The following is a 12,670-nucleotide window of genomic DNA, read 5'->3' on the forward strand; positions in this document are numbered from 1 at the left end:
CTACGGCTTCGGCGCTGGCATCGCCTGTTCGCCCAGGGCTTCGATATTGGCGTCCTCGCCTTCATGCGACTTCTCCGGCACGCGGAACACCTGGCCAGGCCAGATGCGGTCGGGATCGCGGATCTGGTCCTGGTTGGCCAGATAGATGGTCGAATAGCGCAAGCCATGGCCGTAGACGCGGCGCGAGATCCGCCACAAGGAATCGCCGCGGCGGATGATCACCGCACTGTCGACCGGCTCCAGCTTTGGGGCTGTCGCTTCCGCAGCACCTTCGGTTGCCGGTGCCAAGGCAACTTCGGCAGGCTTGGCGGACGATGCCGCCGGTGCCACACCGGGGTTGGCCGCCGCCTCGCCGGCTGCCGGCTTGGCGGCCTGGGCCTCGGTGCCCGACGGTGCAGCGGCGGCCGGCTGTGCGGCTGGCTGTGCCGGCGCCACGGCGGCAATCGACTCGCCGGGCTCGCGGGTGAAGGGAACCGCCGCGCGCGCCACCACCTTGACGCCGTCCGGCTCGAGCGCATCGACCCTGACAATGTAGTCGCCAATGGGCAATTCGCGCTCAGCCTCGATCAGGAAACGTCCCTCAGGCGAGCTCTGGGTTTCGCCGATGAGGATTTCGTTGGCATAGGCGCGCATCTTCCTTCCCGCATCGGCAGCGCCTGCGATGAAGATCTTCTTGCCTTCGATCTCCACCGCCTCGACCGCAACCTTGATGCCCGAAGCTGGCGCTTCCGGCTTTGCAGGCGTGGCCGCGGGCGCAGCAGCCTGCGGGGCGGCGGCCGGCTGTTCCGCGCCGGTTTGCGGCGTCGCTGCCTTGGTCGGCTCGGGAACCGTGATCAACTGGGCTGGCTTGCCCGGCTCCTCGACCAGTGCAAGCACCTGCCCGCCCGGCTGCTCCGGCACCGACACCACGGCGGTCTCGGTCGAGGTAGCCACGACATTGTCAGGGGCGGTGGAACGCAGCACGATCTGGTAGTCGCCGGGCTTGAGCGGCTTGTCGAGCACTACGGCGAAGTCGCCATCGGCGCCCGCGACGGCGGCGCCGATCACGTGCGATCCGGTGACGATCTCCACCTTGGCGTTGCCGGCCGCCTTGCCGGCGATCACCACCGAGCCGTTGTCTTCGACGCGGACGAGGTCGAATGCGGGGGCCACCACGGGCGCAGCAGCTTCGGCGGGCTTGGGCGCTACAGGTGCTGCGGCTTCGGCAGCGGGTTTCGCGGGCTCAGGCGCCTTCGCCGCCGTCGGCGCAGGGGCTGCCGGAGCAGGTGCGGCCGGTGCTGGTGCGTTCGCCACGGCGGCTGGCGGGGCGAGATATGGATCGAGTGCTCCCGAGACATATGCGATTGCTGCGACGGCGGCGGCACCGCCTGCTGCGAGAAGAACTATCTTCAACGGATTGTTAGCCATCTTTTCCCTGCCCCTAGCCGTGCAACGGGTCTACCTTGTTTTGCCGGCAGCGACAAGAAAAAGCCCTCGCCGGTCTTGACCCCGCGCACGGAGGCAATACCCAATCACGCCATGAACACGATTCGATCCATCTGCGTCTATTGCGGCTCCTCGCCGGGCCGCGACGAGGTCTACATGAAGGCCGGCCATCTGCTCGGCCGTTCCATCGCCAAGGCCGGCCTCAGGCTAGTCTACGGCGGCGGCACAAAGGGCATCATGGGTGCGGTCGCCGATGGCGCGTTGCGCGCCGGCGGCAAGGTCACCGGCATCATCCCGCGCTTCCTGATGAACAAGGAAGCGACGGAAAGCGCGCTTGGCCGGCTCGACGACCTGGTCGTCACCAACAACATGCACGAGCGAAAGCATCTGATGTTCGAGAAGTCGGACGCGTTCGTCGCACTTCCCGGCGGCATCGGCACGGTCGAGGAGATCGTCGAGATCATGACCTGGGCACAGCTCGGCCATCACCGCAAGCCGATCGTCTTCGCCAATGTCGAGAGTTTCTGGAACCCGATGCTGGCGCTGCTCGACCACATGAAAGAGGAAGGATTCGTCCACACCTCGCATCTGGTCCAGCCGCTGGTGGTCGAAGATCCTGATGCCGTGGTCTCGGCCATCATGGTCGCTGCAGGCGCCGACGCCACCCCCACCGAGGGTGTCCAGTCGCTCATCGACAAGATGTAAGCAGGCGCTACAGCGCCGCGCGTCCAATTGGACGCGCGGCGCTGTAGGATTTTGAATCTGTGCATGATCTTTTCCGAAAATCGATTCCGATTTTCGGGGTCATGCACTAGCGCGCAGGTCGAGCGTGATCGTGCCAGATGCCGCGACCTCGTCTTCATGCGGCTGGTCACGCCACGTCTCGGCAAGCGCTGCGTCGTACCATTCGCGCATGGCGGCCTGCTTGAGCATCGTTGCGATATAGTCACCCGACCGGCCGCCGAAATCCAGGGCATAGGTCTGCGCCCTGAAGATGACAGGGGCGAAGAACGCATCGACAGCGGTGAACCTGTCACCGGCCAGGAATGGTCCGCCGAACCGATCAAGGCCCTGGTTCCAAAGCTCGCCGATGCGCGCGATGTCGCTTTCGAGCCCCGCCGGCCTCTCGCCCAGGCGCACGCGCACGCCACAGCTCATGCCGCAGATGTTGCGCAGGCTGCGGAATCCGGAATGCATCTCCGCCGCGGCTGAGCGGGCCCAGGCACGCGCGGCGGCATCGTCCGGCCAGACGCCCTCATGATGCTCGGCCAGGTATTCGACGATCGCCAGCGAGTCCCACACAGTCAGGTCGCCATCGATGAGCACAGGAACGCTGCCCGTCGGCGAAAACGAAGAGAACTCCGGCTGGCCAGGCAGATTGCCGAACGGCACCTGTCGCTCGATGAACGGCATGCCCTGCGCGCGCATCAGCACCCACGGCCGCAGCGACCATGAAGAGTAGTTCTTGTTGGCGATGAACAACTGGTACATGGCGACTATCGCCCCCTCAGCTTCGCTTCGACGAGAACATCGACCAAGTATAGACGACCAGTGCCACCCAGATCAGTCCGAAGGCCACCGCCCGCTCGCGGCTGAACGGCTCATCGAAGATGAATATCGCGATGAAGAAGATCATCGTTGGCGCAATGTACTGCATGATGCCGATGGTCGACATGCGCAAGAGCTTGGCGCCGTTGGCAAACAGGATCAACGGAATGGCGGTCACCAGTCCGCAGCCAAGCATCAGCCAGACATCGTTCATGCCGGTGGTGCCGAAATGGCCGACGCCTGTCGACTGCAGATAGAAGATGTAGCCGAGTGCTGGAATGCCGAGGATCAGCACTTCGAGGAAAAAGCCCTGCGCCGGGCCGATCGGCAGCGTCTTCTTGAACAGCGCGTAGAAGCCCCAGGACAGGGCGAGCGCGATCGACACCCACGGCAGCCCGCCGCTTTCCCAAGTCAGCAGCGCCACCGCCACCGCAGCCAGGCCGATTGCCACCAGTTGCGCGCGCATCAGCTTTTCGCCAAGCACGACCGCGCCGAGAAAGACGCTGAACAGCGGGTTGATATAGTAGCCAAGGGCGGTTTCGAGGGCCCGATCGTTGCCGATTGCCCAGACATAGACGCCCCAGTTGATGGTGATCAGCGACGCCGTCAGCGCTCCCAGCGCCAGCGTGCGCGGGCTGCGAAGCGCCACCTTGATGTCGCCGGTGCGGCCGAGCCACCACAGCAGAAGTGCCGCCACCGGAATCGACCAGGTGATGCGATGGGCAATCACCTCGGCTGCCGGGATATGGGCCACCGCCTTCATGTAGAAGGGCAGAAAACCCCACATCAAATAGGCCGAAAGGGCGAAAAAGAAGCCGCGGTTGGCCTCCTCGCGGGAAATCGCAGGCGTGTCTGTGCTCATGGCGCGAACCTATGCGCCGGTAGTCCGGCACAAGCCATTTCAAAATTCTGATGGTCCATCGGCTTTTCGTTGATGGATCAATCGATCGGGCCAGCTTGTGTCACCGGCCCGCTTCCGGCAGCGCCGCTACTCCGCCGCCACCAGCCCGGCCATGTCGCGGTTCTTCATCAGCTTGTAGACGATCGAATCCATCAGCGCCTGGAACGATGCATCGATGATGTTGGTCGACACGCCGACCGTCCACCAGCGCGCACCGGTGGCGTCATGCGACTCGATCAGCACGCGGGTGATGGCCTCGGTGCCGCCATTGAGGATACGCACCTTGTAGTCAGCCAGTTCGAGGTCGCCGATCTCGTGCTGGAATTTGCCCAGATCCTTGCGCAAGGCGATGTCGAGGGCGTTGACCGGGCCGTCGCCCTCGGCCACCGACATCTTTTCCTCGCCGTCGACCAGCACCTTGACCACCGCCTCCGACACCGTCTTGAGGTTGCCGTTGGCATCGAAGCGCCGCTCGACCAGGCAGCGGAAGCCGGTGACCTTGAAGAACTCCGGCAGGCCGTGCAGCATCTTGCGCGCCAGCAGCTCGAAACTGGCGTCCGCTCCCTCATAGGCGTAGCCCTCGGCCTCGCGCTCCTTGACCACTGCGATCAGTCCATCCAGCCGGTTGTCGTCGCGCGGAACGTCGATACCGCGCCGCTTGAGCTCGGCGATGAAATTCGCCTTGCCGCCCTGATCGGAGACCATCACCCGGCGGCGGTTGCCGACTGCTTCCGGCGGCACATGCTCGTAGGTCTTCGGTTCCTTGGCGATTGCCGAGGCGTGGATGCCCGCCTTGGTGGCGAAGGCGGAAGCACCGACATAGGGCGCTTGCGCCTCCGGCGCACGATTGAGCAGTTCGTCGAACGACCGCGAGAGCCTGGCGATACCCTCCAGCGCCTCGCTCGAAACGCCGGTCTCGAAGCGCTCGGCAAAATGCGGCTTCAGCGCCAGTGTCGGGATGATGGTGATTAAATTGGCATTGCCGCAGCGCTCGCCGATGCCGTTGATCGTGCCCTGCACCTGGCGCACGCCCGCCTCGATGGCGGCCAGCGAATTGGCCACCGCCTGGCCGGTATCGTCATGGGCGTGGATGCCGAGATTGGCGCCCGGAATGCCCGCCGCGATCACCTTCGCCACGATCTCGCGCACCTCGGACGGCTGCGTGCCGCCATTGGTGTCGCACAGCACGATCCAGCGCGCACCCGCGTCGTAGGCTGTCCGGGCGCAGGCGATCGCAAACTCCGGGTTGGCCTTGTAGCCATCGAAGAAATGCTCGCAGTCGACCATCGGCTCCTTGCCGACGGCGGCAGCCGCCTCCACCGAAGCACGGATGCCTTCGAGGTTCTCGTCGTTGGTGATGCCGAGTGCGACTCGCACGTGGTAATCCCAGCTCTTGGCGACGTAGCAGATGGCGTCCGACCTGGCCTGGACCAGTGCCGCTACGCCCGGATCGTTGGAGGCCGAGACCCCTGCCCGCTTGGTCATGCCGAAGGCGACGAACTTCGCCCGCTTCGTCCGCTTTTCGGCGAAGAACGCCGTGTCGGTCGGGTTGGCGCCGGGATAGCCGCCCTCGACATAGTCCAGCCCGAACTCGTCGAGCATGGCCGCAATCGCGATCTTGTCTTCGACCGAAAAGTCGATGCCGGGCGTCTGCTGGCCATCGCGCAGCGTCGTGTCGAAGAGGTAGATGCGTTCACGCGTCATGGTCATTTCCCTGCGAACCTGTCCGTTGCCCGGATCAGTTGATCGAGAATCCCCGGCTCGGAATAGGCATGGCCGGCACCCTCGATCAGGTGGAACTCGGCTTGTGGCCAGGCCTTGTGCAGCGCCCAAGCATATTTCGCCGGGCACGGCATGTCATAGCGCCCATGGACGATGACACCAGGAATCCCATGCAGGCGATGCGCATCGCGGATCAGTTGCCCCTCTTCCATCCAGCCGGCATGGACGAAATAGTGGTTCTCGATGCGGGCGAAGGCGATGGCGAAGTCGTCCTCTCCGAACTTGCCGCTGGTCTCGGGGTCGGGCAGCAGGGTGATCGTCTCGCCTTCCCAGATGCTCCAGGCGCGGGCGGCCTCGATCTGCGCGGCGCGGTCGTCGCCGACCAGGCGCTTGCGATAGGCGGCCATCATGTCGCCGCGTTCGGCGTCGGGGATCGGCGCCACGAACCGCTCCCACTTGTCGGGGAACATCTCGGAGACGCCAAACTGGTAGTACCATTCGAGCTCGGCGCGGGTCAGCGTGTAGATGCCGCGCACCACCAGCTCGCTGACGCGGTTCGGATGCGTCTCGGCATATGCGAGCGCCAGCGTCGAGCCCCAGGAACCGCCGAACACCAGCCACTTGTCGAAGCCGGCCATCTCGCGCAGGCGCTCAATGTCAGCCACCAGGTGCCAGGTGGTGTTGGCGTCGAGCGAAGCGTTGGGCACCGACTTGCCGCAGCCGCGCTGGTCGAACAGGATGATGTCGTAGAGTTGGGGATCGAACACGCGCCGATACTTGGGCGAGATAGCACCACCGGGGCCACCATGCAGGAACACGGCCGGTTTGGCGCCCCTGGTGCCGCAGCGCTCCCAGTAGATCTGGTGGCCGTCGCCAACATCCAGCATGCCGCTGTCGAAAGGTTCGATCTCGGGATAAAGCCCGCGCAGTTCGTTGCTCATAGTCTCAGTCCGTGTTCGGGCCAGTTGGCCGTCTCTTCATCGGGGTGCTGGAAGGAAATGATGGATTCCTGCCGCGCGTAGTAGTCGGGATTGTCATGGGCCGGCGCGTGGAAGATCGTGTCGACCCAGGGCAGCCGCGCCGCGTGGTTGATCTGGATCGTCGGCGCGAGGTCGGAGCGGTCGTCGAAGGCACCGGTGGTGATCTCCAGCCCCTCGGGCGAGCGAAAAGTCATCGGTGTACCGCAGCGCTGACAGAAGCCACGCGCGATGTTGACCGACGACTGAAAATAGCTCGGCTCCTCGCGTATCCATTCGACGCCATCCCTGGGCACGGCCACGAAGGCGCCGAAGAAGTTGCCGAACTGCTTCTGGCACATGCGGCAGTGGCAGATCGAGCTGCGCCCGAGTTCGCCGCGAATGCGGAAGCGTACCGCACCACACTGGCATCCGCCTGTCCTTGCCGTTTCAGTCATGATCTTCCTCCGGGGGCCATTGTTCGGTGTCGAAGTCCGGGTGCTGGTAGGAGACAATATCGTGGATGAAGTCGGCCGCCTCCTGGTCTTCTTCCGTGCTTTGCCCGGGAAGCTCGTGGATATGGTCGACATAGGGCAGCTTGCCCTCGATGCCCCACTGGATCGTCGGCGCTATCTCTTCCGCTTCGTCGAAGGCGGCGATCGCCAGCCCCACGCCATCGGGAGCGGTGTAAGTCAAGGGCGTGCCGCAATTTTCACAGAAACCGCGCCTGACGTGGTTCGAGGACTGGAAGTATTTCGGTTCGCCACGCGTCCATTCGAGGTTGGCTCCACGCACCGACACCAGTGGTGCGTAAAAATTGCCGAAAGCCTTCTGGCACATGCGGCAATGGCAGACGGAAGCGTCGCCGAGCGCGCCCTCGACGCGGAAGCGCACCGCCCCGCACTGGCATCCGCCTGAATAGACCGGCTTGTTGTCCAGGCTCATGGCATCGGCCCCTTATTCCGGCGCATGGCAGACCGCCTCGATGTTGTTGCCATCGGGATCGAAGACGAAGGCGCCATAGTAGCTGGGATGATAGTGCGGGCGCAGCCCCGGCTTGCCATTGTCCTTGCCGCCGGCGGCCAGCGCCGCCGCGTGGAAGGCATCGACCTCGGCCCTGCTGCGCGCAGTGAACGCGTAGTGCCGCCCCGGGCCCGGCTCGGCCTCGTGCAGCCAGAACACCGGCCGCTCACGGCCATAGCCGCCGACCTTGACGCCGCCGGTATGCTGGGTCGGAACCATCATCAAAAGCGAGGCGCCCAACGGCGCGAACGCCTTGTCGTAGAACACCCTGGCCCTGTCGAAATCCGCAACCGAAATGCCCGTATGGTCGATCATTGCACGAACTCCTCCTTTGTGGGCTGCGCGCCCACCACAGAGATCACACTACCGCTTCACTTCCCAGGTCGTCACGCGTTCGCCTGTCGCCGGATCCTTGCCGTCCTTGAGTTGCACGCCCTGCGCCAGCAGTTCGTCGCGGATCTTGTCCGCCTCGGCCCAGTTCTTGGCCTTGATCAGTTCCAGCCGCCGCGCGATCGTCTCCGCCACGCCAGCCTCGTCCACCTCGGCAGCCTCCAGCGTAAAGCCCAGGAACAGTAGCGCCGCCTTGAGACTTGCCGCCGCCTCCGCATTGCCGCCCGCCTCGCCGGCCAACTGCGATAGGCCATGGAAGGCGGTTGCCGTTGCCAAGTCGTCGCTGAGTGCTGCTACCAGCGCATCGGGCAGCACGCCTTCCGCCTCGCCTGCGGCGTCGGCCGCGCGCTTCCATTTGCGCAGCGTGTTCTCCGCCTCTTCGAGCTTGCGCACCGAAAAGTCGATCGGCTCGCGATAATGCGTCATCAGCATCGCCAAGCGCAGCACCTCGCCCGGCCATTTGCGGCCGCCGAAATTCTCCGTAGCCAGCAATTCGTGGATCGAGTAGAAGTTGCCCAGGCTCTTGGACATCTTCTGGCCCTCGACCTGCAGGAAGCCGTTGTGCATCCAGTAGTTGGCCATCACCTCGGTGCCGTGGGCGCAGCGCGACTGGGCGATCTCGTTCTCATGATGCGGGAAGATCAGGTCGAGCCCGCCGCCATGGATGTCGAAGACGTCGCCGAGATAGGCGGCCGCCATGGCCGAGCACTCGATGTGCCAGCCCGGTCGGCCGCGGCCCCAGGGGCTGTCCCAGCCCGGCTCGTCCGGCGAGGATGCCTTCCACAAAACGAAGTCGCCTGAATTCTTCTTGTGTGCCTCGACCTCGATGCGCGCACCGGCCTGCTGTTCGTCGAGATTGCGCCTCGACAGCTGCCCGTAGTCTGCCATCGAACCGGTGTCGAACAGCACTTCGCCTTCCGCTTCATAGGCATGGCCGCGTTCGATGAGGCTCAGAATCAAGGTGACCATGTCGGCGCGGCCATCGGCGCGCGGCTGCACGAACTCGGTGGCGCGCGGCTCGACGGTGGGCTCAAGGCAGCCCAGCGCCTTGACGTCGGCCTGGTACTGGTTAGCCGTCTTTTCAGTGACGCGCCTGATCGCCTCGTTCAGCGGCAGGTCGGGAAAATCGCGCAGGGCGCGCGCGTTGATCTTGTCGTCGAGGTCGGTGAGATTGCGCACATAGGTGACGTGATCGGCGCCATAGACATAGCGCAGCAGGCGGAACAGCACGTCGAAGACGATCGCCGGGCGGGCATTGCCGATATGGGCGAAGTCGTAGACGGTCGGCCCGCAGACATACATCCGCACGTTTTGCGGATCTATCGGCACGAAGTCTTCCTTCGTGCGCGTCAGCGTGTTGGTGAGGCGCAAGCCCTTGAACGCATCGGACTTCATCGTTGAGTCAGACATAAAACTCCCCTGGCCTGCTGGCCCGGGCGTTTGACCTGTCTTGTGTGAAGATGAGGCGAAAACGTCCTGACCAGCGCGAACGCTAGCCAATAATGCAAATGCCGGAAATGGCGAATGACGTTTTCATCGGCTGCTTTATCGCCTTGAGCCTCGTTGCCGTCAAGACGCCCCTTCATCAAAGTTCAAGGTCGCGCGTGGTCCGGAAGCAACACGGAAACAGTTTATTAGCCATGTCGGCACCGTCGTGAAACATTTGCCGGTTAGAAGCGCCCGCATGCCACGATTAAGACCCAATCGACAAGCACATCCAGCCGCTCTCATCAGAGCTGACGTTAGGGAAGAGACCAATGAAACAAAAGCAAGCCGAAGCAGACCGAGCGCGTAGCCAATACGCCGAACTCGCCAAGCATTACCGCTCCATCGGCCCCGCCGCCATTCTCGCCGCGCTGATCTGCGCGCCGAAGAAGGAAGAGGCCGCCAAGCTAGACAAGGCGGCTTGAGAGGCTAAGGCCGATCGCAGCCATGACGGCACCGATCAGCAGATCGAGTACGCGCCAAGCCGCCGGCCGGGCAAAGACCGGCTCGAGCAGGCGAGCGCCATAGCCGAGCCCGAAGAACCAGACGAACGAAGCCGTTGCAGCGCCCAGGCCATAGGCCAGGCGCGCCTGGCCCTCATAGGCTGCCGACAGGCCGCCGAGCAGCACCACCGTGTCGAGATAGACGTGCGGGTTGAGGAAGGTGAAGGCGAGGCAGGCGGCGACTGCGGGCCACAAGCGTACCTCGCCTGATTTGGCCGCCTGCAGCACTTCGGGCTTCATCGCGCGACGGAAGGCAATTCCCGCATAGCTGAACAGGAACAGCGCGCCGCCCGCGGTCACCACGAAAATGAGCGTCGGCGATTGCGCCAGAAGCGTGCCGAGCCCGGCGACGCCCAGGCCGATCAGCAGCGCGTCGGAAAGCGCACAGATCAGGCACAACACGAAGACGTGCTGGCGGAGCAACCCCTGCCGCAGGATGAACGCATTCTGTGCGCCGATCGCGATGATCAGCGAGGCACCGAGCAGGAAACCGGAAAGGGCGGCGGAGAGGACTGGCGTAGACACGCCGCCCTTCTAGACGCTTCTTAAAAGAGTTTCATCTGGCCATCTTCGCTGGACTGACGCTTTTCGGCCTTTGGCTTCGCAACCTTCGCCGGCGCCGCTTCCGGCAGGGGCTCCACCCGGTCCTGGATCTCGGGCGCGACATTGGTGACCTTGTTGACCAGTTCGGAAACCGGGATCTGCTCGAAGAAATCGGGCTGGGCCGGCCGCATCAGATCCACGACGTCGCGCGGCTCCTGCGTGCGGCAGTCGAGCCAGCGGCCGAAGTCCTCGGGCTGGATCACCACCGGCATGCGATCGTGGATATGCATGATGTCGGCGCTGGCGCCTGTCGTCAGGATCGCGGCGGTGTCGATCTCCGAGCCGCCCGGCTCGGCCCAAGTTTCCAGCAGCCCGGCCAGTGCAACCAGCCCGCCCTTGCGCGGCCTGAGCCAATAGGGCTGACGGCGGTTGCCCGGCAGCTTCTTCCACTCATAGAAGCCCGACACCGGCACCAGCGCCCGCCGGTGGCGCATCGCATTTCGGAACGACGCCTTTTCGATCGCCGTTTCGGACCGCGCATTGATCAGCAGCGGCAGGTCGGCCGGGTTCTTGGTCCAGGCGGGAATCAGCCCCCAGCGCGCCAGCAGCGCGGCCCGGTCGGGCAGGTTGGAGCCCGGCGGCCGTGGCGGCCCGGCCGTCACCACCAGGATCGGCTGGGTCGGCGCAATGTTGTAGCGCGGCGGAAAGCTCTCGAGATCGCCGACGCCTGTGAAGGCCGCCACCTCTTCGGGCGAGGCAATGACCGCTATTCGTCCGCACATGGTTCACATCCTTGTTCGAACTGAAAGTGGCGATGGATCGCGCTCGCCGCAACAGTTAAAGCAGTCCAGAGCCAATCGACAGGCGGGTCCCGGCCAAGGCAGGTGAAATGAACGAAGCAAACATAGTCCCCGCCGTCTCAGTCGCGGTCCTGCGCGACCGCGCGATCATGCTCGTCCGTCGCGGTCGCGCGCCGTCCAAGGGTCTCTATGCCTTTCCCGGCGGACGCGTCGAGGCCGACGAAACGCTCGAGGACGCGGCCCGGCGCGAGCTCATGGAAGAGACCGGCATCGAGGTCGGCGCGCTGGTGCCCTTGCGCGAGATCCTCATCGACAGCCGCGACGAAGGGGCCTCGGTCTACCGACTCACCGTCTTCGGCGCGCGCCACAGCGGCGGCGAGCCCGTCAGCGGCGACGACGCCGACGAAGCGGCGTTTCACCATCTCGAGGAGATCGAGCGGCTGCCGCTGACCGATTCGACGCTGGAGATCGTGCTCGAACTGCTCGACGGCCAGGTAAATCTGCCGGGATAGCCGGCGCTTGCGTCTTGCGGCCAACCAATTGTTTCGCCACAAAAGCTTATGATCCGCGCTTCGACCTTCATGCTTGCCATGGCGCTTGCCGCGAGCACCGCCCTCTCGGGGCCGGCGCGCGCCGTCGATGCGCCGTTCGAGCCGGGCCTGATGCGCCTCGCCGAGGTTCTGGGTTCGCTGCATTTCCTGCGCAATCTCTGCGGCGAGAAGGGCACGCAGTGGCGCGACGAGATGGAAAAGCTGCTCCAGGCCGAGAACCCCTCGCCCGAGCGCCGCGCCCGTTTCATCGCGTCCTTCAATCGCGGATACCGTTCCTTCGACGGCACCTACACCGCCTGTACGCCGTCCGCGACCGAGGCGATCACCCGCTACATGAAGGAAGGCGAGACGCTCAGCCGCGACATCGCCTCGCGCTTCGGTAATTAACAACCTATTTACTGTTCGGGCATTGCCGACCGTACATCGACGGCCGATTGTGCTAGTTGTCTTAACGGGACATTAAAGGGATAGCTCAAGTTGACCCGAATCATCGGGCGGCTTGGCAGGGTGAAAGACCGAAATGGAACAAAGCGTAAGCGACATCGACGCCCTGGTCAGGGAAGAAAAGCGCCTGACCGCCGTCGAGAGCCATAACGAGGCTTGGGCGGAAGGCCTTTCCGCCGGCATCGAGCCGGAGATCATCGCTGAAGCCGCCCTCGCGACTGCCTTTGCCGAAATCGTCGCCGCCAATGGCGAGGAAGCGGCGATTGCGCTGCTCGATCGCATGCGCGCGCGCGTTGAGGCCGGCGAGTTCGAGCCGCTGCGCCTGCGACATTGAGCACCGCCCCGGTTCTTTGACGAGCCGGCACGGTTTCGGCATGTT

Annotated in this window: 16 protein-coding genes; 5 read left to right on the plus strand and 11 right to left on the minus strand. The window is 64.4% G+C overall.

The annotated features are described in order from the left end of the window. Positions 1-1,407: a LysM peptidoglycan-binding domain-containing protein gene (locus ABSY17_RS17650; protein WP_378943491.1), complete on the minus strand. Its 1,407-nt coding sequence runs from the start codon at positions 1,405-1,407 to the stop codon at positions 1-3. A 111-nt stretch (positions 1,408-1,518) separates the two neighbouring features. On the opposite strand from ABSY17_RS17650, the gene ABSY17_RS17655 reads away from it, so the two are divergent. Continuing rightward, positions 1,519-2,130, plus strand: a complete 612-nt coding sequence (locus tag ABSY17_RS17655; protein ID WP_378943493.1) for a TIGR00730 family Rossman fold protein — start codon at positions 1,519-1,521, stop codon at positions 2,128-2,130. A gap of 99 nt (positions 2,131-2,229) precedes the next feature. Here the strand turns inward: ABSY17_RS17655 and ABSY17_RS17660 are convergent, their stop codons facing one another. From ABSY17_RS17660 to cysS, 8 genes are all read right to left on the minus strand, one after another. Next, positions 2,230-2,916, minus strand: coding sequence for a glutathione S-transferase family protein (locus tag ABSY17_RS17660; RefSeq protein WP_378943495.1), 687 nt, complete (start codon positions 2,914-2,916; stop codon positions 2,230-2,232). 16 nt (positions 2,917-2,932) lie between these two features. Then, the gene (rarD, locus tag ABSY17_RS17665) at positions 2,933-3,835 is read right to left on the minus strand and encodes an EamA family transporter RarD (RefSeq protein ID WP_378943497.1); all 903 of its coding nucleotides are present in this window, start codon (positions 3,833-3,835) and stop codon (positions 2,933-2,935) included. A 126-nt stretch (positions 3,836-3,961) separates the two neighbouring features. Next, a complete protein-coding gene (gene cimA, locus ABSY17_RS17670) occupies positions 3,962-5,584 on the minus strand; it encodes a citramalate synthase (RefSeq protein ID WP_378943499.1) in 1,623 nt (540 codons plus the stop codon). Continuing rightward, on the minus strand, positions 5,581-6,537 hold the full coding sequence (gene pip, locus ABSY17_RS17675) for a prolyl aminopeptidase (RefSeq protein ID WP_378943501.1): 957 nt from the start codon (positions 6,535-6,537) through the stop codon (positions 5,581-5,583). Before pip ends, cimA begins: the two co-directional genes overlap by 4 nt. Further along, positions 6,534-7,010 (minus strand): GFA family protein, encoded by a 477-nt coding sequence (locus tag ABSY17_RS17680; RefSeq protein ID WP_378943503.1) that lies wholly within the window; start codon positions 7,008-7,010, stop codon positions 6,534-6,536. The genes pip and ABSY17_RS17680 overlap by 4 nt, the downstream gene beginning before the upstream one ends. After that, a complete protein-coding gene (locus tag ABSY17_RS17685; RefSeq protein WP_378943505.1) occupies positions 7,003-7,497 on the minus strand; it encodes a GFA family protein in 495 nt (164 codons plus the stop codon). The genes ABSY17_RS17680 and ABSY17_RS17685 overlap by 8 nt, the downstream gene beginning before the upstream one ends. A gap of 12 nt (positions 7,498-7,509) precedes the next feature. After that, a complete protein-coding gene (locus ABSY17_RS17690) occupies positions 7,510-7,890 on the minus strand; it encodes a VOC family protein (RefSeq protein WP_378943507.1) in 381 nt (126 codons plus the stop codon). 48 nt (positions 7,891-7,938) lie between these two features. Next, the gene (gene cysS / locus ABSY17_RS17695; RefSeq protein WP_378952816.1) at positions 7,939-9,360 is read right to left on the minus strand and encodes a cysteine--tRNA ligase; all 1,422 of its coding nucleotides are present in this window, start codon (positions 9,358-9,360) and stop codon (positions 7,939-7,941) included. Between the two features lie 362 nt (positions 9,361-9,722). Between cysS and ABSY17_RS17700 the strand changes: the two genes are divergently transcribed. Further along, the gene (locus ABSY17_RS17700; protein ID WP_378943509.1) at positions 9,723-9,875 is read left to right on the plus strand and encodes a transcriptional regulator; all 153 of its coding nucleotides are present in this window, start codon (positions 9,723-9,725) and stop codon (positions 9,873-9,875) included. Here ABSY17_RS17700 and ABSY17_RS17705 read toward each other — a convergent pair. Beyond that, positions 9,858-10,478: a LysE/ArgO family amino acid transporter gene (locus tag ABSY17_RS17705; RefSeq protein ID WP_378943511.1), complete on the minus strand. Its 621-nt coding sequence runs from the start codon at positions 10,476-10,478 to the stop codon at positions 9,858-9,860. The genes ABSY17_RS17700 and ABSY17_RS17705 overlap by 18 nt on opposite strands. Positions 10,479-10,498: 20 nt before the next feature. After that, complete coding sequence (locus ABSY17_RS17710; protein WP_378943513.1) at positions 10,499-11,278, minus strand: SOS response-associated peptidase; 780 nt, start codon at positions 11,276-11,278, stop codon at positions 10,499-10,501. 107 nt (positions 11,279-11,385) lie between these two features. Between ABSY17_RS17710 and ABSY17_RS17715 the strand changes: the two genes are divergently transcribed. The 3 genes from ABSY17_RS17715 to ABSY17_RS17725 all read left to right on the plus strand — a co-directional run bounded on the left by ABSY17_RS17715 (position 11,386) and on the right by ABSY17_RS17725 (position 12,625). Continuing rightward, on the plus strand, positions 11,386-11,808 hold the full coding sequence (locus tag ABSY17_RS17715) for an NUDIX hydrolase (RefSeq protein WP_378943515.1): 423 nt from the start codon (positions 11,386-11,388) through the stop codon (positions 11,806-11,808). A 48-nt stretch (positions 11,809-11,856) separates the two neighbouring features. Continuing rightward, positions 11,857-12,234, plus strand: coding sequence for a TIGR02301 family protein (locus ABSY17_RS17720; protein ID WP_378943517.1), 378 nt, complete (start codon positions 11,857-11,859; stop codon positions 12,232-12,234). Between the two features lie 133 nt (positions 12,235-12,367). Beyond that, entirely contained in the window at positions 12,368-12,625 is a 258-nt protein-coding gene (locus ABSY17_RS17725) for a hypothetical protein (protein WP_378943519.1), read from the plus strand. Positions 12,626-12,670: the final 45 nt, after the last annotated feature.

The sequence above is a fragment of the Mesorhizobium sp. ANAO-SY3R2 genome (assembly GCF_042466635.1).
GTDB lineage: Bacteria > Pseudomonadota > Alphaproteobacteria > Rhizobiales > Rhizobiaceae > Aminobacter.